This window comes from Sphaerotilus mobilis (assembly GCF_004216565.1).
Classification (GTDB): Bacteria; Pseudomonadota; Gammaproteobacteria; order Burkholderiales; family Burkholderiaceae_C; genus Sphaerotilus; species Sphaerotilus mobilis.
Map to the genome: position 1 here is coordinate 241452 of NZ_SGWV01000008.1, position 20349 is coordinate 261800.

Below are 20349 nucleotides of genomic sequence, written 5' to 3' on the forward strand. Positions count from 1 at the left end.
ATGCGGCTCAGGACAGGTCGGGCTCGGGCAGGTCGAACGCGCTGCGCAGTGCCTCGGCGATCGAGGCCTGGGCCTGCAGCGCTTCGGGGATGGCGCGGCCCATTTTGATGAAGTCGTGCGTCACGCCGCGCCAGAGTTCGAGCTGCACCGGCACGCCGGCCATGCGCAGCCGGTCGGCGTAGGCCACACCCTCGTCGACCAGCGGATCACATTCGGCCAGGCCGATCCAGGCCGGCGCCAGCGCGTCATGGTCGGGCGCCAGCAGCGGCGCAAAGCGCCAGTCGCTGCGCTGGGCGTGGTCGATGTAGTGGTCGAAGAACCAGGCGATGCTGTCGCGTTCGAGCAGGTAGCCCTGGGCATACAGCGCATGCGACTCGGTGTCGGCATGGGCACCGACGCCAGGCGTGATCAGCACCTGCAAGGCCAGCGGCAGGCCGTGGTCGCGCGCCATCAGGGCCAGCACCGCCGCCAAGGTGCCGCCCGCGCTGTCGCCGCCGACCGCGAGGCGCCGGCCGTCCAGGCCGAGCGCAGCAGCGTGTGCCACCAGCCAGCCCAGGCCGGCCCAGGCGTCGTCGACGGCGATCGGGAAGCGGTGTTCGGGCGCCAGCCGGTAGTCCAGCGACAGCACCGCCGCGCCGCTGCGGCGGGCCAGCTGTCGGCACAGGCTGTCATGGGTGTCCAGCCCGCCGATCGTGAAGCCACCGCCATGCAGGTAGAGCAGCACCGGCAGCGGATCGCCCTCGCCGGCCCGACGTGGCGCGTAAAGCCGCGCCGGACGGACCACGCCAGGCGCCAGCGTCAGCGACAGCGTCTCGACGCGGGCCAGCGGCGCGCGCGGCGGGTCGAGCATTTCGGCGCCAAGGTGGTAGAGCTCGCGGGCCTGCTCCGGAGGCAACTGGTGCAGCGCCGGCCGGCCGGCCTTGCGGATGCGCTGCAGCAACGACTGCATCGCCGGGGTCAGGGCGGCGGGCTTGCGGTGGGACATCGAGGTGTTGGCAAGGTTGTTCGACAGGTATGAGGGGCCAGCGGGATCAGGCCGGTGCGCCCAGGGGCCTGACCTCGTCGACCGGCGTGCCACGGGCCAACCAGTCGTCAAACTCGTCGGCCAGCTGACGGCTGCGTGTGACGGCCACGCGCCAGTCGCGCTGGCGCTGCTCGACCGGCAGGCCCTGGAAGTCCTTGCGGTCGGGCAACTTGGCGTTGGGCAAGGTGGCGATCCAGTCGTGGCGCGGGCACAGCAGCAGCACGTTGTCCAGCCAGGGCGTCGGGCGGTGGCGCGCGCGCAAGGCCTTGTCCAGCCAGCCAGGGACCAGGCTGGACTGGAAATGTGGCACCAGCACGATGGCTGGCGTGCCGTCACCTTGCCAATGCGACCAGGGCCAGTGCAGGTGGTAATCGGTGATGCCGCCATCCCAGTAGGCGCCACGCGGCGCGCCGGGCAGGTCATGCACGGCATCGAGCCAGAAGGGAATCGAGCCGGACGCCAGCACGCTGCCCAGCAGGTTGTCGGTCGCCAGATCAACCCGCCGGGTGGGCAGATCCGTCAAGGGGATGGGCAAGGCCTCGCGCCGGTCGCTGAACAGCACCCGCTCCAGCCACAGGCCCAGCCCGCGCCGGTGCGCCAGGTTGCTCAGGAAGGCTGCGCCATAGCCCAGGCCGGTCCAGAAACGCCTTTCACGCCGCAGCAGGTGGCGACCCCGGCTGGTGACCACATGCAGGCGACGGCGCGGGTGGCTCAGCAGCTGAGCTTGCCGGCCGCCGAGCTGGTCGTGCAGCAGACCGGCATAGCTGGCGCTGACGTGGTGGGCGCGCAGCGTCTGGCCGGCAGGCGGGTCGTAGCGGCAGGCGATGTAGCGCTCGGCCATCTCGGCCATGGCAGCGTCCGAGCCAGCGCCAGATCCGCCGTCGGGCAGGCAGGCGGCCGCCATGCGCCAGGCGCCGATGCTGGCCCCGGCCAGATGCAGGGTCGGTCCAGGACCCGTCAGCCAGTGGCCGAACAGGTGCCGGTCCAGGCCGTTGAGGATCAGGCCCTTGGGTCCGCCGGCAGCGGCCACGATGGCCCGCACGTGGCTCGGCTGCAGGCCATGGCGGCGCAGATGGTCCAGGGCACGCGGACCGGCGTGCAGGCTGAGGGCTCGCATGGCCGGGGATGCTAGCCGCCGCCGCTCGGCGGCACGGCCATGGGCCAGTGCAGGTCGACCACAAAGCCAGCGCCCAGGTCGGGCAGGTCCAGCGAGCCCCCGTGAGCCCGCGCCACCAGCTGCGCCATCTGCAGGCCCAGCCCGGTGCCTTCGGCCTGGAACGACGGGCCGGCATCGCCACCCTCACGGTGCGCCAGCGGTCCACCCAACTCATCGTCATCGAGACGCGCCAGCCACAGCGCCAGGCGCTGGCGCTGTGCCGGCAGCACGCCGGGGCCGTCGTCGCTGATGCGCAGGCAGTCCGGTTGCGGCGCTTCGACGCGGACCGTGTGGCCACCGTGCCGCAGGGCGTTGTCGATCAGGTTGAGCAAGGCGGCGGCCAGCAGGTCGGCATCGGCCCGCACCTGCAGCCCGGGTTGAACCTGCAACACGAGGCCCTCGATCGGCCAGCGTGCCAGCAGGCCGGCGACGTCCAGCGTCTGCAAGCGCAGGGCCGTGGCGTCGACGCCATCGGCGCGAAACAGCAGCAACAGGGTGGCGACCATGCGTTGCATCCGGCTGCCCGCCTCGCGCACCCGGGACAGGCGGGTTTGCAGGCTGGCCGGCGCCTCGCGCACGGCCATCGCCAGTTGCACGTCCATGCCGGCCAGCGGTGTGCGCAGCGCGTGGGCTGCATGGGCAGAGAAGACCCGCTCCTGCGCCAGCCGGCGCGCCAGACGGCGTCCCATCAGGTCCAGCGCCTGGTGCACCGGCACCAGTTCGGCCCGTTCAGGTGGGCCCAGTTGTCGCTCCAGCCGGACCGGGTCCAGCTCGCTCAGACGCTGGCTCAAGCGCGCCAGCGGCGCCAGTTCCCTCAACACCATGGCATGGAGCGTGAACCAGGCCAGCAAGGCGACACACAGGGTGGCCAGCGCCGCGCCGAGTGCCAGGTCGATCAGCGCCTCGCGGCGCTCGTCCTGGGTCTGCGCGACATAGAGCATCTGGCCGGTGGCAGGGACTGCGGCGCCGTGCACATGCCAGTCGGGAAGATCGGTGTAGCCGGCCGTCGGCGTGGCCAGCCAGGCGGACTCGGGGGCGCCGTTCGAACGCAGGTCGACACGGCCGTCCCGGTTGACCAGTTGCCAGGCGTAGCGGGTCTCGGACGGCAGGAAGCTGGGCGGCGACATGCCGTCGACCGCCCCACCGAGCGAGCGCGCCGCCGGGCTGCTCAGCATCGCGGTCAGCACCTCCGACGAGGCCAGCATGGCGTCGTCGAGCAGTTCGTCGACCTCGTGCCGGACCGACATCAGCACGGCCAGCGTGACCAGCAGCAGCCAGACCACCGACCAGGCGGCCATCGCCCGCGTGATGCGGGTGGCAATCGAGGCCGGCGCGGCGCGGCTCACGAGGCCTCCAGGCGATACCCCAGACCGCGCACGGTCTCGACCAGATCCCGCCCGAGCTTGCGTCGCAGGCTGGAGATGTGGACCTCCAGCACGTTGCTGGCGACATCGGAGTCCATGCCCAGCACCAGCCGTTCGAGGTCGACCTTGGCCACGATGCGGCCGGCGCGCAGGGCCAGGGCTTCGAGCACCGTCCACTCGCGGGCGGTCAGGTCGATGCGCGCACCGGCTCGCCAGACCGCGCGGGCCTGCAGGTCGACCTCAACATCGCCGAAGCACAGGCGGGCCTGGGGCGCCGCAGCGGTGCGGCGCGCGACACCGCGCAGTCGCGCGGCCAGCTCTTCGGGCGCCACGGGTTTGACGAGGTAGTCGTCGGCACCCTGGTCCAGGCCTTCGATGCGGTCGGAAAGGCTGTCGCGTGCGGTCAGCACCAGCGCTGGCGTCGCGTCGCCCCGGCTGCGCAGGTTGCGCAGCCAGGCCACGCCTGAACCGTCCGGCAACTGCCAGTCGATCAGCAGCACGTCATAGGGCTCGCCCCGGGTGGCATCGGCCTGGGACAGCCGGGTGCACCAGTCGACCACATGGCCCTCGGCGCGCAGGTAGTCGCGCAGGCCTTCGCCCAGGATCTCGTCGTCTTCGATCAACAGCAGTCGCATCGCGGCGGGGTGAAAGAGTTTGCACAGGGGACGTTCACGGCTCGATGGAACGGTAACACCGGCCTCGCCGGCGGCGCAGGCACCGGGACTTCAGACCGGCTTCAGTTGCATCGCCTGCAATCGCGCCCGATGAACCCCGACCGCCTGCCCCGCACGATGCGCCCCGATGCCACCCGCGACACGACCGACGCGCCGCTGATCCGTGCCAGCGTCGAGCAGGTGGTCCTGGTCGCCAGCCTGTTCTTCGCGCTCAGCGCCAATCGACTGTTCATCGGCGCGGTGCTGCAGGGCCGCGAGATCGGCGTCGCCGCCAACTGGGGCTATGCGCTGGCCATCGGTCTGGCGCTTGTGGCGGTGCATGCCTTGCTGATCGGCCTGGTCGCCACGCGCTGGACCCTCAAGCCGGTGCTGGCCGTGCTGATCGTGGCCACGGCCTTTGCCAGCCACTTCATGCAGACCTTCCACGTCTACCTCGACCCGTCGATGCTGCGCAATGTGATGCGCACCGATCCGGGCGAGGCGAGCGAGCTGCTGTCGGTCTCGCTGGTCTTGCACCTGCTGATCTACGCCGGCTTGCCGCTGCTGCTGCTCTGGCATGTGCACATCGTGCCAAGGAGCGGCTGGCTGAAGGCGGTCGGCGTGCGGCTGGCGATGCTGGCGCTGACGCTGGCGGTGTTGATCGGCGCCATCCTGTCGGTCTTCCAGCCCTTCTCCTCGCAGATGCGCAACCACAAAGAGATGCGCTTCCTGATCACGCCGGCCAACTACTTGTGGTCGATCGGCACCGTCATCGCGCAGGACCTGAAGGGGGCCGCCAAGCCCCGCGCACCGATCGGCGAAGACGCCCGGCCGGGCCCTGGCTGGGCCAGCCAGACCCGCCCGCGCCTGCTGGTGCTGGTCGTCGGCGAGACCGCCCGGGCGGCCAACTGGGGCCTGAACGGTCATGTGCGGGCGACGACGCCGGAGCTGGCCAAGCTGCCAGTCATCAACTTCCCCGACGTCACCAGCTGCGGCACCAACACCGAGGTGTCGCTGCCGTGCATGTTCGCCCCGGTTGGCCGGCGCGACTATGACGAGGACACCATCCGCGGCAGCCAGTCGTTGCTGCACGTGCTGGCGCGCGCAGGCGTGGGCGTGCTGTGGCGCGACAACCAGTCCGGCTGCAAGGGCGTCTGCGAAGGCTTGCCGACCGAGGAAGTCGCCGCGCTGCATCCTGCCGGTCTGTGCGACGGTGGGCGCTGCCTGGACGAGGGCCTGCTGCACGGCCTGGACGCGCGCATCGCCCGACTGGCAGGCGGCTCCAGCCGCGAGGTGCTGGTGCTGCACCAGCTCGGCAACCACGGGCCGTCCTACTTCCGTCGCTACCCACCCGCCTTCGAACGCTTCCAGCCCGCCTGCCGGGAGGACGACCTGCAGAAGTGCAGCGCGCAAGAGATCGCCCACGCCTACGACAACGCCCTGCTCTACACCGACCACCTGCTGGCCGCCCTGATCGCCAAGCTGCAGGCCCAGTCCGACCGGGTCGACAGCGCGATGGTCTACGTCTCCGACCACGGTGAGTCGCTCGGCGAGAACAACCTGTTCCTGCACGGCCTGCCCTACGCGATCGCGCCGGACACCCAGAAGAAGGTGCCGATGGTGATGTGGTTCTCCGAGGGCCTGCAGCGCTCGACCGGCCTGGACACCGCCTGCGTGCGCCGCGTAGCCTCGAAGCCGGCCAAGCATGACCACCTGTTCCACACCGTGCTGGGCCTGCTCGATGTGCAGACCGCGCTGCACGAGAAGGACTGGGACCTGCTGGCCAGCTGCACCCGGCCGGCCGGCTCGCCATGACCACCTGGTTCGAGGCTGCGCCCTTGCCGCGTGTCGGCGCGCGTGATCTGACCGTCACCGTGTTGGCCGGCCTGCTGGTGCTGGGCTGGGACCTGTCAGGGCTGGACCTGACCGTGTCGGCGATGTTCGGCACCGAGCAAGGCTTCGCGCTGCGCGACGCCTGGTGGACCCGCACCCTGTTGCACGAAGGCGGCCGTGCGCTCGCGATGGTGGTGCTGGTGCTGATGCTGGTCGACGCCATTCGGCCGATGCGGCATCGACCGCCGGCCGGGCCGGGCCGGGCCACGCGTGGCGCCTGGATCGGCGCCACCCTGGCCTGTCTGCTGCTGGTCCCGGCCGTCAAGCGCGTCAGCTCGACCAGCTGTCCGTGGGATCTGAGCCTGTTCGGCGGCGTTGCTCGCTACGTGTCGCACTGGCAGCTGGGCGGGGTTGATGGCGGCGGCGGGCATTGTTTCCCGTCCGGCCATGCGGTCGCGGCGTTTGCCTTCTTCAGCCTGCACTTCCTGTGGCGCGAACAGCAGCCCCGGCTGGCCCGCCGCCTGCTGATCGGGGTGCTGGTGGCGGGGACCGTGTTCGGCACGGGCCAGCTGGTGCGCGGCGCGCACTTCGTCAGCCACACGCTCTGGTCGGCCTGGCTGTGCTGGACCCTGTGCGTGATCTGGGCCGCCGTCCTGCGTCAGCGCGAGGCCGCCAGCATCGCCCGGTAGTCGGCCTCGCTCGCCAACCGGGGGTTGGTGGCGTGGCAGTGGTCCTTCATCGCGCCGGCGATGACGCGATCGTCCAGGTCCGCGCCCACGCCCAGTTCCGACAGCCCTGAGGGCAGCCCCAGTCGTCGGTTCATCGCCACGATCGCGTCGGCCGGGTGCTCGCCGTCCGGCAGGCTCATGGCCTGAGCCAGCCGGGCGACGCGGCCGTCGCGCCGCACGCTGTCGGCTTCGGCGTTGAAGCGCACCACCGCCGGCAAGAAGACCGCGTTGAGCGTGCCGTGGTGCAGCCGAGGGTCGACACCGCCAAGGCTGTGGCTGAGCGAATGCACGCAACCCAGGCCCTTCTGGAACGCCATGGCCCCGTGCATCGAGGCACACATCATGTCCAGCCGCGCATCGCGGTCGCTGCCATCGCGGGTGGCGCGTTCGATGGCCGCCCAGCCGCGCCGCAGCCCTTCCAGGGCGATGCCGTCGGCCGGCGGGTTGAAGGCGGCCGACAGGAAGGTCTCGATGCAGTGCGCGATCGCGTCCATGCCGGTCGCGGCGGTCAGCTTCGGCGGCAGGCCCAGCGTCAGCAGCGGATCGCAGATGGCAGCCTTGGGCAGCAGGTGCCAGCTGTGGAAACCCAGCTTGCGGCCGTCGTCGACGATCAGGATGGCGCCGCGCGCCACTTCGCTGCCAGTGCCTGCCGTGGTCGGCACGGCGATCAGCGGCAGCACCCGCTCGGTGATGCGTGGCGAGCCGCCTTCGATGGTCGCGTAGTGCCGCAACGGGCCGTCATGGGTCGCTGCGATCGCCACGCCCTTGGCCAGGTCGATGGCCGAGCCGCCGCCCACCGCGATCAGGCCGTCGCAACCGTGCTGGCGCAAGGCCTCGACCGCCGCGCGCACCGCCACTTCGGTCGGGTTGGACGGCGTGCCGTCGTAGACCGGCGTCTGGGCACCACCGGGCAGCGTCGCCAGCACGGTGTCCAGCACGCCAGCCGCGCGCACGCCCTTGTCCGTCACGACCAGGGGTCGGCGCATGCCCACACGCCCGGCATGGGCCGGCAGCGTGGCCACCGCCTCATGGCCCAGCTCGATCTGGGTCAGGTAGAAGATCGCGCTCATCGGCTGTTCGCCTCCATCACAAGAGGGTGCCGATGCTAGCGAGCCCGCCCCTGGCCCTCGATCAGCGCTTGCCCTGCAGCTTGGCGAAAGCGGCGGCCATGGCATTGCCGGACGCCGGTTGCGCCGCTTGCCCCGCGTTGCCGCCGCGCGCCGGCTGGGCGTAACGCTCGCCGCGTGCGGCCGGCTTGAAGCTGTTGTCGGCGTTGCGCGCGCCCTTGGACGGCGTCGGCGCGTCCAGCTTCATCGTGAGCGCGATGCGCTTGCGGGCCAGGTCGACCTCGACCACCCGCACCTTGACGATGTCGCCGGTCTTGACGATCTCGCGCGCATCGTTGACGAACTTGTGGCTGAGCTGGCTGACATGTACCAGACCGTCCTGGTGCACGCCCAGATCGACGAAGGCACCGAACTGGGCGACGTTGCTGACGGTGCCTTCGAGCACCATGCCCTCGCTCAGGTCCTTGATGTCCTCGACGCCGTCGTTGAAGCGTGCGACCTTGAAGTCCGGGCGCGGGTCACGGCCGGGCTTCTCCAGCTCGGCCAGGATGTCCTTGACCGTGATCGCGCCGAAGCGCTCATCGGCGAAGGCATCGGGCTTGAGCTTGCGGATCACGTCGCTGTTGCCGATCAGGTCCTGCACCGGACGGCCGACGGCGGCGACGATCTTCTCGACCACCGGGTAGGTCTCCGGGTGCACGCCGGAGAGGTCCAGCGGGTTGTCGCCGCCCCGGATGCGCAGGAAGCCCGCCGCCTGTTCGAAGGTCTTGGGGCCCAGGCCGGCGACGTCCAGCAACTGGCGGCGGTTGCGGAAGGCGCCATGGGCATCGCGCCAGCGCACCACGCTGGCGGCCACCGCCGCGCTCAGGCCGGACACACGTGACAGCAGTGGCGCCGAGGCGGTGTTGAGGTCCACGCCGACCGAGTTGACGCAGTCCTCCACCACGGCCACCAGCGTGCGCGCCAGTTCGCCCTGGTTGACGTCATGCTGGTACTGGCCCACGCCGATGCTCTTGGGGTCGATCTTGACCAGCTCGGCCAGCGGGTCCTGCAGGCGACGGGCAATCGACACCGCGCCGCGCAGGCTGACGTCCAGCTCGGGCAGTTCCTTGCTCGCGAACTCGCTGGCCGAATAGACCGAGGCGCCGGCCTCGCTGACCACGACCTTGTCGAGCCAGGCGTCCGGCGCAATCGCCTTCAACTGCTTGATCAGGTCGGCGGCCAGCTTGTCGGTTTCGCGGCTGGCGGTGCCGTTGCCGATGGCGATCAGGTTGACGCCGTGGGTGGCGCACAGCCGCGCCAGCACATGCAGCGAGCCGTCCCAGTCGCGCCGCGGCTCATGCGGGTAGACGGTGGCGGTGTCGAGCACCTTGCCGGTGTCGCTGACCACCGCGACCTTGACGCCGGTGCGGATGCCCGGGTCCAGCCCCATCACCACACGCTTGCCGGCCGGCGCGGCCAGCAGCAGGTCGCGCAGGTTCTCGCCGAAGACCTTGATGGCGACCGTCTCGGCGTCCTCGCGCAGGCGGGTGAACAGGTCACGCTCCAGGCTCAGCGAGAGCTTGACCTTCCAGGTCCAGGCGATCGTCTTGCGGATCAGGTCATCGGCCGGGCGCTTCGCGTGGCTCCAGCCGAGGTGGATGGCGATCTTGCCCTCGGCCAGGCTGGGCGTGCCGGGCACGGCCTCCTCGTCCAAGGCCAGGCGGGCGTCGAGGATCTCCAGCGTGCGGCCCCGGAACACCGCCAGCGCGCGGTGCGACGGCACCTTGTGGATGGGCTCGTCGTAGTCGAAGTAGTCGCGGAACTTGGCGTGGTCGGGGTTCGTCTCGTCCTTGCCGTCGGCCAGCTTGGACTTGAACAGGCCCTCCTCCCACAGCCACTCACGCAGTTGCTTGACGAGCACCGCGTCCTCGGCCCAACGTTCGCTGAGGATGTCGCGCACGCCGTCGAGCACCGCCAGCGCGTCGGCAAAGCCGGCCGTGGTGAGCGCCTCCAGGCCGCCTTCATAGCCTGCGATGAAGGCCTGCGCCTCGGCGCGCGGATCGAGCGTCGGATCGGCAAACAGCCGATCGGCCAGCGGCTCCAGCCCGGCCTCGCGGGCGATCATTCCCTTGGTGCGGCGCTTTTGCTTGTAGGGCAGGTAAAGGTCTTCCAGTTCCTGCTTGGTCGGCGCGGCCAGCACGGCGGCGCGCAGCTCGGGCGTCAGCTTGCCCTGCTCCTCGATGCTCTTGAGGATCGCCGCGCGGCGCGTCTCCAGCTCGCGCAGATAGCCCAGACGGGCCTCCAGATCGCGCAACTGGGTGTCGTCGAGGCCGTCGGTGGCCTCCTTGCGGTAGCGGGCGATGAAGGGAACGGTGGCACCACCGTCAAGCAGCGTGACCGCTGCCTGGACCTGGGCCGGACGAACCTTCAGTTCGGCGGCCAGCTGCAAAAGAATCTGTTCCAAGACGTCTCGTCGCCCCTGACGGGGCCTGGAAAACCACGGAGCGCGGGAGTGTGCCACAGGGGTTTCGGGGGCCTGAAGGGCCCATCCCGTGCCGATCCCAGCCTCCTTCAGGACCCATTCGGGGGCCCATCTTGATGTTGACGCGCGACAGCTTGAGCGTTGTCAGTTCTTCCTGACGTGACTTGCCGCACATTGCCGCGGCGTCAGGAAGCACCCTTCGGACTTGTTCAGGATCGACAAAGATCGGACAAAGACTCGAACCAGAAAATCCGCACCATGCATTTAACTCTCCACCGGCGCCGCGTCATCGGCTGGATCGGCATCGCGCTGATCCTGCTGAACGTGTTCGCCCCGACCCTGGCGCACGCCGTGCGCGGGCCGGGGGTGCCGGGGGTGTTGCCGCAGTGGTGCTCGATGGGCGTCGTCCAGGTCAGCCCGGATGCACAGGCCAGCGATCAGGCGTCGGAGCCGGCCTCGGACCCTGCCGCCGAGCTCGCCTCGTCCAACCTGGCCTGCCCCTTCTGCGTCAGCGCGCCCGCCGCGCTGGCACTGCCGGCCCAACTGCCGGCCGCGCTGCCGGTCTTGCGCAGCACACCAGCGCCCGCCGCCGCCACCGAGCCGCTGCCCTGCGAGGCACCCGACTCGCACGAGATCCAGGCCCGCGCCCCTCCCGCGCCCTGAAGCCTCAGGCTGCCTGAACCTCCCTGAGCCTGCTCGCGGCGCCTGAGCGCGCCGCCCCGCCGGACGTTCACCGTCGCGGCGATCCCCTGTTCTCGACCCGAGCCCTCCGGTCCGCAGCCTGCCTGTGTCGACCTGCGTTCGCTCGTGTCCGCATCCCACACCTCTTGTCCGCACAGACCATGACTTCTTTCCTGAACATCTCCACCGCCCGCATCGCCCTGTCCACCCTCGCCCTGGCCGCCTTGGCCGCCTGTGGTGGCGGAGATGAAGCGCCGGCCACGACCCAAGCCGTCGCGATCGAGTTCGCGGCCGTCAATGGGCTCGCCAACACCCCCGTTTCCTGCGCCAGCGTGCTGACCGGCATGGGCACGGGCAGCGTCAACGCCAAGCTGACCGACCTGCGCTTCTATGTGTCCGACGTCAAGCTGATCACCGCCAGCGGGCAGGAGGTCGCCGTGACCCTGGCCTCCAATGATTGGCAGCTGACCCAGGGTGGCCACGGCCTGACCCTGATCGACCTGGAAAACGACGCCGACACCTGCGCCGGTGACGCTGCGACCAACATCCGCGTGGCCGGCACAGCACCGGTCGGCACCTACACCGGCGTGAAGTTCACGCTCGGCGTGCCCTCTGCGCTCAATCACCTCGATGCCACCGCCGCGACCACCGTCGCGCCGCTGACCAACAACGACATGTTCTGGTCGTGGACCGGCGGCTACAAGCACGCCAAGATCGAAGTCAACCCGGAGAACGCCACCACGGCGGGCATCTACACCGGCGGCATGACCAACACCGCGGTCACGCCGAACACGACCGCCAACACCTTCAACTTCCACCTCGGGGACACCAACTGCACGGCGGGTGTGCCCTTGTCGAGCAGCACCTGCCTGTCGGAGAACACCAGCACCATCACGATGACCGCCTTCAATGCCGGGACGCAGAAGGTCGCGGTGGACATCGGTGCCTTGTTTGCCCAATCCAACCTGCAGGTTGAATCCGGTGGCGCGCCGGGTTGCATGAGCGGCCAGACCGACCCGCAGTGCCAGGCCATGTGGTCGGTGATCGGCAAGTCCTTCAGCCTGGACGCAGTCACCGGCGCCATCACGGTCTCTAGCCTGAGCGCGGATGACGCCAGCAACAACGCCTTCCGAAGCGGCACCACGGTGTTCCGCCCGATCGCCAAGTGATGAACGCCGCCCGCCGTCCGGCGATCCGCCGATACACGGGCGTGCTGGCCGCTGCGGCGGCCGGCATCGCCACGCTCGCCCTGGTCGCCTGTGGTGGCGGGGGCGGTACCCAGGTCGATGACACCTCGGTGTCTCAAGGTGACTGGACCTGGGCGCTGCCGCTGTCGATGCCCTTGCCCAAGGTGCCCGTCAACAACCCGATGAGCAAGGCCAAGGTCGCCCTCGGCCGTTTCCTGTTCTATGACCGCCGCTTGTCGGGCAATGGCCAGCAGAGTTGCGGTGACTGCCACTTGCAGTCGCTGGCCTTCACGGACGGACGGGCCACGGCGATCGGCTCGACCGGCGAGTCACACCCGCGCAATGCGCAGGGGCTGGCCAACGTCGCATGGAACGCCACGCTGACATGGGCCAACCCGGCCTTGACCGATCTGGAGCAGCAGATGCTGGTGCCTCTGTTCGGCACCAGCCCGGTCGAGATGGGCTTGACCAACGCCAACCTGCCGACCGTCCTGCAGCGTCTGCGCGACGAGCCGCGCTACCCGGCCATGTTCGCGGCGGCCTTCCCGGGCGAGGCGGACCCCTGGACCGTCGGCAACATCGTGCGTGCCATCGCCAGCTTCCAGCGCAGCCTTGTCAGCATCGACAGCCGTTACGACCGCTGGGAGCGGGGCGCCGCCACGCTCACGGCCGCCGAACTGCGCGGCCTGAACCTGTTCAACAGCGAGCGCGCCGAGTGCTTCCATTGCCACGTCGGCTTCAACTTCAACGACCAGGTGGTGCATGCGGGCACCACCCAGCCGCGCACGCCTTTCCACAACACCGGTCTCTACAACGTCGACGGGCTTGGGGCCTATCCGGGCGACAACCTCGGCCTGATCACGATGACGGCGGTCGCCTCCGACATGGGCAAGTTCCGCGCACCCAGCCTGCGCAATGTCGCCGTCACGGCTCCCTATGCACACGACGGCAGCGTCGCGACGCTGGAAGACGTGCTCGACAACTACGCCGCCGGCGGGCGTTTCATCGCTGCCGGCCAGCCCCATGCGGGAGACGGCCGCCTCAATCCCTACAAGAGCGACCTGATCCCCGTGATCCAGCTCAATGCCCAGGACAAGGCCGACATCGTCGCCTTCCTGCGCACCCTGACCGACGAAGCCTTCCTGAGCAACCCCGACCATGCCAATCCCTTCGACAGCGCCGCATCGGCGCCTTGACGTGCGCAGACCCGGCCTGGCCTGTGCCCTCGGCCTGCTGCTGTCCGGCGCACAGGCTCACGACCTGAGCCAGGACCCCGTTCCAGCAGCCGCTGGCTGGCGCCTTGGCGCGGCGGCAGCGGTGACGGCGCTGGAGACCGACGGCGACACCGCCTGGCCGACATCACGCTGGAGCGGCCTGCCCGGCAGCGGCAGCTCGCCCGACGACCGGCGTGGACTGGGCCTCGAACACGCCACCATCGACCTGGCCGCCGCCGTCATGCCACAGGCCGGAACGCGGCTGGGGCTAGTGCTCGCCGCTGGCCAGCATGGCACCGGTCAGGTCCACACCGAAGCCGCGCGCATCGAGGCCCGCACCGACCTGGGCCTGGACCGCCTGAGCCTGCAGTTCGGCCGCGACCGCGTGCCGCTCGGCGCGGCGCTGACGAGCGCGGGCCACTTCGATCGACATGCCCAGCCGCCGGTCATCAAGCGGGTCGCCCTGGATGGCGACTGGTTCGCCGACGGCCTGAACCTGCGCTGGCAACGTGGAGTGAGCGAGGGCCTGCAGAGCGTCGACCTGGGCCTGTGGCGCAGCCGCTCCTGGCCGGGTGCCGCTTCTGCCGGGTGGACACCTGCCCTGCATCTGGAGGGCAACTGGGACACCTGGCGTGCCGACCTGGCCGTCGCCCGGCTGAAGCCGCGAGGCCGCGGCATCCCGCTCGCCAGTGCGTCGACGGTGCACAACCACGACACACCCGATTGCCGCCTCAGCACCGTCAACCTGGTCTGTTTCGACGGCCGCACCGACCTGCTGGGCGCCAGCCTGATGTGGGACCCGCACGAGGAGCCCTGGACCGTCACGCTGGCCGGCCTGATCCAGCGTGACCGCGGTCAGCTCACCAGCTCGCTCGGACAGGCCGAGGTCCGCAGCCTGACGCGTGGCGGCTGGATCGACCTGCAGTGGCAGATTGACGAGCCATGGCTCGCCGGCCTGAGGCTGGAACAGGCCCAGGCCCGACACGAACTCAGCGGCCCGGGCGCCAGCCGCGTCGCTGTCGATGCCGGACTGACCCCCAACACCCCGGTGCGTCGCGCAGCAGCCTCGCTGAGCTGGTCACCGACCCGCGACTGGACCCTCGGTGCCGAAGCCGGCACCGAGTCGTCCAGCCGCCCCGACGTGCGCTGGGTCGGCCTGCGGGCGATGTGGGCGAGCAGGGATCTGGTGGGCGGCGGCTGGTAGCGGCTTGCGCCACCCCACCGTGCGTTGGCCACCATCGGGGAATGGAGGCCCATCGGCAGCAGCCCGTCGGACACGGGGTGTCCGACCTACCGGAATGCGCTGCGCACGATCGGCCTGACGGTGCGCTCGGTCGCCTCGGTGTGTTCGGTGTGTTCGATGCGCTCGGTGCACTCGGTGCACTCGGTGCACTCGGCGTGCTCGGTGTGCTCGGTGTGCTCGGTGTGCTCGGTGTGCTCGGTGTACATGGTGCACTCGGTGTGCTCGGTGTGCTCGGTGTGCTCGGTGTGCTCGGTTCGGTAGGTCGGACACCTCGTGTCCGACGGGCTGGCGCCGATGGGCCTCCGAACCAGGATCGGCGCCGAACGCACGCGCCCTATTCCCGCCCAGCCCGCACCATCTCCCGGTGCGGGATGTTGTCTTCCATGTATTCCTCACCCAGCGCCACGTAACCCTGCGCCCCATAGAAGCGCTGCAGGTGGGCCTGGGCGCTGATGCGGTTGGCGTGGCCGGGCCAGGCCTGTTCGTCGCAGCGGCGCAGGGCTTCGGCGACCAGGGCGGCGCCGGCGCCGGTGCCGCGCAGGTGGGCGCGGGTGACGACGCGGCCGAGCGAGGGCTCGTCGTACTTCAAGCCCGGATCGACCACGCGGCAATAGGCCTGCAAGGCGCCGCGGTCGTCGCGGCCGATCAGGTGCCAGCTGTGGCGGTCCAGGCCGTCGACGTCCTGGTAGGGCTCCTGCTCGACGATGAAGACCTCGCAGCGCAGCGCCAGCGCGTCGTAGAGGTCGTCCTTGCTGAGGCCTTCCCAGCGGGTCCAGGTCCAGTGCAGCGTGGGCATCGTCAAGGTCTTCATCGGTCGGATCGGTGCGGTCATCGGGGCTGGAGATCGGTCAATCGGAACCCGGCCCGTCGAGCTTGCGGGTCGGCAGGCGGGATTGTTCCTTCAGCGCACCGGCGCTCGCCGGCAGCTTGCGCACGAACTTGAAGGTGCCGGTGGCGTGGGCGCACAGCCCGCCACGTTCGTCGAAGACGCGGCCTTCGGTGAAGACCATCGTGGCGGTGCGGTGCAGCAGGGTCGCGCGGGCCAGCAGCAGGCCTTCGGCCGGGCGCATGAACTGGGTCTTCATCTCGACCGTCACCAGCCCTGGCGCGGCATCGCCCAGCGCGATGTTGCTGCTGCGCCCGGCGTAGGCCATGCAGACGTCCAGCAGCGTCATGCAGACGCCGCCGTGCACCACGTCGAAGGAGTTGTGGTGATCGGGCCGGGGCCGGAAGCGGATGGCGGCGAGGCCGTCCTCGTAGCGCACCAGCTCGAAGCCGAGCCAGGTCACGAAGGGGTTGCTGATGCGCAGGGTCAGCGCCGGTAAGGCCAGCTCGGCGACGACGTCCAGGTCATGCACCGCCATGCTCACAGCACCTCGAAGACGCCCGCCGCGCCCATGCCACCGCCCACGCACATGGTCACGCAGACATGCTTGACGCCGCGCCGCCGGCCCTCGATCAGGGCGTGGCCGGTCAGGCGCTGGCCGCTCATGCCGTAGGGATGGCCGAGGGCGATCGCGCCCCCGTTGACGTTGAGGCGCTCCATCGGAATGCCCAGCACATCGGCGCAGTGCAGCACCTGCACCGCGAAGGCCTCGTTGAGTTCCCACAGGCCGATGTCGTCGACCGCGAGGCCCAGGCGCTGGAGCAGCTTGGGCACCGCAAAGACCGGGCCGATGCCCATCTCGTCAGGCTCGCAGCCAGCCGTTGCGAAGCCCAGGAAACGGCCCAGCGGCTGCAGACCTTCACGCTCGGCCAGGGCCTCGTCGACCACCACGCAGGCACCCGCGCCGTCGCTGAACTGGCTGGCGTTGCCGGCGGTGACGACGCCGTCGGGCAGCGCCGGCTGGATGCTCGTCACGGCCGCCAGCGTGGTGCCTTCGCGCAGGCCTTCGTCGTGGCTCACGGTCACTTCGCGTGTCACCAGCCCCATCACCTTGTCGACCACACCGGCGGTGACGGTGATCGGTGCGATCTCGGCCTCGAAGGCACCCGCCGCGCGGGCCGCGCAGGCGCGTTGCTGGCTCTGCGCGCCGTAGGCGTCCATGCGGTCGCGGCCGATGCGGTAGCGCCGCGCGACGTTCTCGGCGGTCTGCAGCATCGGCCAGTAGATCTCGGGCTTGTGCTGCGCGAGCCACGGGTCGTCGAAGAAGTGGCGGTTCATCTCGTTCTGCACGCAGGAGATGCTTTCGACGCCGCCCGCGACATAGGCCTCGCCCTCGCCGCTGGCGATGCGCTGGGCCGCCAGCGCGAGGGTCTGCAGGCCGCTGGAGCAGAAGCGGTTGACGGTCATGCCCGATACCGACATCGGCAGGCCGGCGCGGATCGCCACCTGGCGGGCGATGTTCCAACCGGTTGCGCCCTCGGGGTTGGCACAGCCCATCAGCACGTCCTCGATGCGGCCCGGGTCGATGCCGGCGCGGGCCACGGCGGCCGCGACGGCATGGCCGCCCAGGGTCGCGCCGTGGGTCATGTTGAAGGATCCCTTCCAGCTCTTGGCCAGCGGGGTCCGGGCGGTCGAGACGATCACGGCTCGGGTCATGGCGGGTCTCCGGTTGTTCTGGGGGCGCGTGTCAGTTGAAGGTCCGGCCTTCGTCGGCCAGCCGGCGCAGCAGCGGCGCGGGCTGCCAGAAGGCGGCGTCATCGTGGGGGTTGCGGGACAGGCGCTTCATCATCTGCACGACGTTGAACAGCCCCTGCGTGTCGGCCCAGCACATCGGCCCGCCGCGCCAGGCCGGGAAGCCGTAGCCGGTCAGGTAGACGATGTCGATGTCGCTGGCGCGGGCGGCGATGCCCTCCTCCAGCAAGCGCGCCCCTTCGTTGACCAGGGCACCCAGCAGACGCGAGACGATTTCCTCATCGCCGATGCGGCGCGGGGTGATGCCCAGGCGCTGGCGGTGGGCGTCGATCATCTGCGCCACCACCGGACTGGGTCGGGCCTGCGTGCGACCGGGCTTGCCGCCCGCGACATGGTCATACCAGCCCGCGCCGGTCTTCTGACCGAAGCGGCCGGCTTCGCAGAGCGTGTCGGCCAAGGTGCTGTAGCGCAGATCCGGCCGTTCGACCGCGCGGCGTTGACGGATCGCCCAGCCGATGTCGTTGCCGGCCAGATCGCTGACCGCAAACGGCCCCATCGCGAAGCCGAAGCGCTCCATCGCCCGGTCGACCTGCTGAGGCGTCGCGCCTTCGTCGATCAGGAAGCCGGCCTGGCGGAAATAGTGCTCCACCATGCGGTTGCCGATGAAGCCGTCGCAGACGCCGCTGACCACGCTGGTCTTGCGGATGCGCTTGGCCACGGCCAGCGCGCCCAACAGCACGTCCGGCGCGGTGGCCTTGCCACGCACCACTTCCAGCAGCTTCATGACGTGGGCGGGGCTGAAGAAGTGCAGGCCCAGCACGTCCTGCGGCCGGCGGGTGAACTGCGCGATGCGGTCGACGTCCAGCGTGGAGGTGTTGCTGGCCAGGATGGCACCGGCCTTGGCGATGCCGTCCAGGCGTTCGAAGACCTGCTGCTTGACCGCCAGGTCCTCGAACACCGCCTCGATGACCAGGTCGACATCGGCCAGCGCCTGCCAGTCCAGCGTCGGCTGCAACAGGGCCAGCCGGGCGTCCAGCGCCTCGGGCTTGAGCTTGCCTTTCTTGAGCTGGGCGTCCAGCACGCCGCGCAGCGCCGCCACGCCCCGGTCCAGCGCGGCCTGGGTCTGCTCGACCAGGACCACCGGGATCCCGGCGGCCAGAAAGTTCAGCGCGATGCCCGTGCCCATGGTGCCGGCGCCGATCACGCCGACCCGCTCGACCGGGCGCGGCACGGTGCCCGGCGGCAGGTCGGCAAGCTTGCCAGCGGCCCGCTCGGCCAGGAAGGCGTGGCGCAGCGCGCGGCTCTCAGGCGTGACCATGAGCGCGAGGAAGGTCTCGCGCTCAAAGGTCAGGCCGGCGTCGACCTTGGCCTTGACCGCCTGCTCGACGCAGTCGACGCACTTCACCGGCGCCGGCAGGTTGCGGCTCATCGCGGCGACGCTGTTGCGCACGAAGCGGAAGTAGGCGTCGGGGCTGGGGTGCGTCGCCTTCAGCTCACGCACACGGGGCAAGGGGCGCACGGCGGCCATCTCGGTGGCCAGCGCGACGGCAGCGTCCAGCACCTCGGCGGCGTCGACCAGGCGGTCAAACAGGCGCTGGCCGGGCAGCTGGGCGAGGCGCTCGGCGGCGACCGGCTCGCCGCTGATGATCATGTTCAGCGCCGGTTCCACGCCCAGCGCCCGGGGCAGGCGCTGCGTGCCACCGGCACCGGGCACCAGGCCGATCTTGACCTCCGGCAGCGCCACCTTCACGCCCCGCCCTGCGACCCGGTAGTGGCAGCCCAGCGCCAGTTCCAGACCACCGCCCATGCAGGTGCCGGCGATCGCGGCGACGACCGGCTTGCTGCAGTTCTCCAGCCGGGTGATCAGCGAGATCAGGTGCGGCTCGGCGACGGCCTTGGAACTGCCGAACTCGGTGATGTCGGCACCGGCGCAGAAGACCTGCGCTTTGCCGGCCAGCACGAGGGCGTCGATGCCGGCATCGTCCTCGGCCGCGTCGACGGCGGCGGCAACGGCCCGGCGCGTGGCCAGGCTCAGGCCGTTGACGGGTGGGTGGTCCAGGGTGATCACCGCGATGCGTCCGCGGCTGGCCAGGGTGGCGGTCATGGGGTCTCCTCGTGTCGTCGTCAGGCGGACGGCCCGGCGCCCGCAGGCGCCAGAAACGAACGGTCGTTCGCCTGGGAAAACGAGTTTAAGGGGACCGTGAGCGCCCGCCGTGGCGGGGACGCGACCCGTGCCGTTCAGCCCGGCCGCAGCACCTCGTCCAGCCGGCCGCCGTCGGTCGACAAGGCCTCGGGCCGGTGGCGCGGCCATTCCATGTGGCGGGTCGGATCGGTCTCCGCGCCCAGCCGGATCACCGGGGCCTGCGACTGCACCGTGCCGAAGATGGTGGCGAAGGCGACATCGGCCGCGTCGCGCCCGGTTGCCAGCCGCACCAGACCCATCGGAATGGCCGTGCCGGACGGGTCGAACAGATACCAGCGCCCGCCGAGCCAGACCTCGACATAGGCGTGGAAATCGGGCGGGCCGAGGGCCGGGTCGGCGCCGAAGTCGAATCCGGTGGTGAAGCGCGCCGGGATGCTCAGCGCCCGGCACAGCGCGATCATCAGGTGGGCGAAGTCGCGACAGACGCCCACCCGCTCGGTCAGCGTGTCGACCGCCGAGGTGTTGCCGTCGGTCGTGTTGGAGGCAAACGTGACATGGCGCTGAACCCAGTCGCGGATGGCCAGCACCCGGCCGTAGCCCTGCCACAACGTGCCGAACTCGCTGATCGCGAAGCGGCCGAGGCGGTCGGATTCGCAGTAGCGGCTGGGCAGCAGGAAGGGCAGCACATGCACCGGCAACTGGGCCACCGGCACCTCGCCGACCTGCTCGGGCAGCGCGATGTGGTGAGCGACGTCGATGGTCGCGTCATAGGTCAAACGCAGCGATCCGGGCATGGCCTGCAGGCGCATCACGCGGTTGCCGCTGGCGGGGTCCAGCGTCAGCGTGCGGGCGACCGGCTGGCTGACGTTCAGGCGCTCCTCGACGATGCGCTGGTGGCGCGTCTGGGCGGCGTGGAAGGCGAAGATGAAGTCGCTGCCGGGGGCGGTGACCTCGTAGGCGAGTTCAAGGGAGATCTGGAGTCGGACCATGGGTGGGGCACCTGGACCGCGCTCG

Annotated in this window: 18 protein-coding genes; 6 read left to right on the forward strand and 12 right to left on the reverse strand. The window is 70.3% G+C overall.

Annotation, left to right across the window (positions count from 1 at the left end; genetic code table 11):
* Nucleotides 1–7 precede the first annotated feature (7 nt).
* Genes EV685_RS06530 through EV685_RS06545 form a run of 4 tightly spaced genes read right to left on the reverse strand, consistent with a single transcriptional unit; the run spans nucleotide 8 to nucleotide 4179 of the window.
* Nucleotides 8–985, reverse strand: a complete 978-nt coding sequence (locus EV685_RS06530; protein ID WP_242615462.1) for an alpha/beta hydrolase — start codon at nucleotides 983–985, stop codon at nucleotides 8–10.
* Nucleotides 986–1031: 46 nt separating this feature from the next.
* A complete protein-coding gene (locus EV685_RS06535) occupies nucleotides 1032–2141 on the reverse strand; it encodes a patatin-like phospholipase domain-containing protein (protein ID WP_130481199.1) in 1110 nt (369 codons plus the stop codon).
* A gap of 11 nt (nucleotides 2142–2152) precedes the next feature.
* Nucleotides 2153–3526, reverse strand: coding sequence for a sensor histidine kinase (locus EV685_RS06540; RefSeq protein WP_242615463.1), 1374 nt, complete (start codon nucleotides 3524–3526; stop codon nucleotides 2153–2155).
* A complete protein-coding gene (locus EV685_RS06545) occupies nucleotides 3523–4179 on the reverse strand; it encodes a response regulator transcription factor (RefSeq protein ID WP_130481200.1) in 657 nt (218 codons plus the stop codon). Before EV685_RS06545 ends, EV685_RS06540 begins: the two co-directional genes overlap by 4 nt.
* Nucleotides 4180–4308: 129 nt before the next feature.
* On the opposite strand from EV685_RS06545, the gene EV685_RS06550 reads away from it, so the two are divergent.
* Together EV685_RS06550 and EV685_RS06555 are read left to right on the forward strand one after the other, a co-directional pair.
* Nucleotides 4309–6012 (forward strand): phosphoethanolamine transferase, encoded by a 1704-nt coding sequence (locus EV685_RS06550; protein WP_242615464.1) that lies wholly within the window; start codon nucleotides 4309–4311, stop codon nucleotides 6010–6012.
* Nucleotides 6009–6719: a phosphatase PAP2 family protein gene (locus tag EV685_RS06555; protein WP_130481201.1), complete on the forward strand. Its 711-nt coding sequence runs from the start codon at nucleotides 6009–6011 to the stop codon at nucleotides 6717–6719. The genes EV685_RS06550 and EV685_RS06555 overlap by 4 nt, the downstream gene beginning before the upstream one ends.
* Here the strand turns inward: EV685_RS06555 and EV685_RS06560 are convergent.
* On the reverse strand, nucleotides 6689–7828 hold the full coding sequence (locus tag EV685_RS06560) for an iron-containing alcohol dehydrogenase (RefSeq protein ID WP_130481202.1): 1140 nt from the start codon (nucleotides 7826–7828) through the stop codon (nucleotides 6689–6691). The two genes, EV685_RS06555 and EV685_RS06560, sit on opposite strands and share 31 nt — an antisense overlap.
* Before the next feature lie 61 nt (nucleotides 7829–7889).
* Entirely contained in the window at nucleotides 7890–10271 is a 2382-nt protein-coding gene (locus tag EV685_RS06565; RefSeq protein WP_130481203.1) for a Tex family protein, read from the reverse strand.
* 276 nt (nucleotides 10272–10547) lie between these two features.
* Between EV685_RS06565 and EV685_RS06570 the strand changes: the two genes are divergently transcribed.
* The 4 genes from EV685_RS06570 to EV685_RS06585 all read left to right on the forward strand — a co-directional run bounded on the left by EV685_RS06570 (nucleotide 10548) and on the right by EV685_RS06585 (nucleotide 14575).
* Complete coding sequence (locus EV685_RS06570; RefSeq protein ID WP_130481204.1) at nucleotides 10548–10952, forward strand: DUF2946 family protein; 405 nt, start codon at nucleotides 10548–10550, stop codon at nucleotides 10950–10952.
* 179 nt (nucleotides 10953–11131) lie between these two features.
* Nucleotides 11132–12139 (forward strand): MbnP family copper-binding protein, encoded by a 1008-nt coding sequence (locus EV685_RS06575; protein WP_130481205.1) that lies wholly within the window; start codon nucleotides 11132–11134, stop codon nucleotides 12137–12139.
* Nucleotides 12139–13353 carry a methanobactin export MATE transporter MbnM gene (locus EV685_RS06580; protein ID WP_130481206.1) on the forward strand — a complete coding sequence of 405 codons (1215 nt, stop codon included), beginning with the start codon at nucleotides 12139–12141 and terminating at the stop codon, nucleotides 13351–13353. Before EV685_RS06575 ends, EV685_RS06580 begins: the two co-directional genes overlap by 1 nt.
* A 1-nt stretch (nucleotide 13354) precedes the next feature.
* Complete coding sequence (locus EV685_RS06585; protein ID WP_130481207.1) at nucleotides 13355–14575, forward strand: TonB-dependent receptor; 1221 nt, start codon at nucleotides 13355–13357, stop codon at nucleotides 14573–14575.
* 86 nt (nucleotides 14576–14661) lie between these two features.
* Here the strand turns inward: EV685_RS06585 and EV685_RS06590 are convergent, their stop codons facing one another.
* The 6 genes from EV685_RS06590 to EV685_RS06615 all read right to left on the reverse strand — a co-directional run bounded on the left by EV685_RS06590 (nucleotide 14662) and on the right by EV685_RS06615 (nucleotide 20324).
* The gene (locus tag EV685_RS06590; RefSeq protein WP_165396730.1) at nucleotides 14662–14820 is read right to left on the reverse strand and encodes a hypothetical protein; all 159 of its coding nucleotides are present in this window, start codon (nucleotides 14818–14820) and stop codon (nucleotides 14662–14664) included.
* 128 nt (nucleotides 14821–14948) lie between these two features.
* A complete protein-coding gene (locus EV685_RS06595) occupies nucleotides 14949–15446 on the reverse strand; it encodes a GNAT family N-acetyltransferase (RefSeq protein WP_242615465.1) in 498 nt (165 codons plus the stop codon).
* A 16-nt stretch (nucleotides 15447–15462) separates the two neighbouring features.
* On the reverse strand, nucleotides 15463–15978 hold the full coding sequence (locus EV685_RS06600) for a PaaI family thioesterase (protein ID WP_130481208.1): 516 nt from the start codon (nucleotides 15976–15978) through the stop codon (nucleotides 15463–15465).
* A gap of 2 nt (nucleotides 15979–15980) precedes the next feature.
* Complete coding sequence (locus EV685_RS06605) at nucleotides 15981–17156, reverse strand: acetyl-CoA C-acyltransferase (RefSeq protein ID WP_130481209.1); 1176 nt, start codon at nucleotides 17154–17156, stop codon at nucleotides 15981–15983.
* Nucleotides 17157–17187: 31 nt separating this feature from the next.
* The gene (locus tag EV685_RS06610; protein WP_130481210.1) at nucleotides 17188–19296 is read right to left on the reverse strand and encodes a 3-hydroxyacyl-CoA dehydrogenase NAD-binding domain-containing protein; all 2109 of its coding nucleotides are present in this window, start codon (nucleotides 19294–19296) and stop codon (nucleotides 17188–17190) included.
* Between the two features lie 134 nt (nucleotides 19297–19430).
* Complete coding sequence (locus EV685_RS06615) at nucleotides 19431–20324, reverse strand: transglutaminase-like domain-containing protein (protein ID WP_130481211.1); 894 nt, start codon at nucleotides 20322–20324, stop codon at nucleotides 19431–19433.
* Nucleotides 20325–20349: the final 25 nt, after the last annotated feature.

Bases quoted from the DNA above. Each gene is read 5' to 3' on its own strand.
- EV685_RS06555 (WP_130481201.1), top strand. From the start codon at position 6,009: ATGACCACCTGGTTCGAGGCTGCGCCCTTGCCGCGTGTCGGCGCGCGT.
- EV685_RS06600 (WP_130481208.1), bottom strand. From the start codon at position 15,978: ATGGCGGTGCATGACCTGGACGTCGTCGCCGAGCTGGCCTTACCGGCG.
- EV685_RS06545 (WP_130481200.1), bottom strand. From the start codon at position 4,179: ATGCGACTGCTGTTGATCGAAGACGACGAGATCCTGGGCGAAGGCCTG.
- EV685_RS06605 (WP_130481209.1), bottom strand. From the start codon at position 17,156: ATGACCCGAGCCGTGATCGTCTCGACCGCCCGGACCCCGCTGGCCAAG.
- EV685_RS06560 (WP_130481202.1), bottom strand. From the start codon at position 7,828: ATGAGCGCGATCTTCTACCTGACCCAGATCGAGCTGGGCCATGAGGCG.
- EV685_RS06535 (WP_130481199.1), bottom strand. From the start codon at position 2,141: ATGCGAGCCCTCAGCCTGCACGCCGGTCCGCGTGCCCTGGACCATCTG.
- EV685_RS06615 (WP_130481211.1), bottom strand. From the start codon at position 20,324: ATGGTCCGACTCCAGATCTCCCTTGAACTCGCCTACGAGGTCACCGCC.
- EV685_RS06575 (WP_130481205.1), top strand. From the start codon at position 11,132: ATGACTTCTTTCCTGAACATCTCCACCGCCCGCATCGCCCTGTCCACC.
- EV685_RS06610 (WP_130481210.1), bottom strand. From the start codon at position 19,296: ATGACCGCCACCCTGGCCAGCCGCGGACGCATCGCGGTGATCACCCTG.
- EV685_RS06550 (WP_242615464.1), top strand. From the start codon at position 4,309: ATGAACCCCGACCGCCTGCCCCGCACGATGCGCCCCGATGCCACCCGC.
- EV685_RS06580 (WP_130481206.1), top strand. From the start codon at position 12,139: ATGAACGCCGCCCGCCGTCCGGCGATCCGCCGATACACGGGCGTGCTG.
- EV685_RS06590 (WP_165396730.1), bottom strand. From the start codon at position 14,820: ATGTACACCGAGCACACCGAGCACACCGAGCACACCGAGCACACCGAG.
- EV685_RS06595 (WP_242615465.1), bottom strand. From the start codon at position 15,446: ATGACCGCACCGATCCGACCGATGAAGACCTTGACGATGCCCACGCTG.
- EV685_RS06530 (WP_242615462.1), bottom strand. From the start codon at position 985: ATGTCCCACCGCAAGCCCGCCGCCCTGACCCCGGCGATGCAGTCGTTG.
- EV685_RS06570 (WP_130481204.1), top strand. From the start codon at position 10,548: ATGCATTTAACTCTCCACCGGCGCCGCGTCATCGGCTGGATCGGCATC.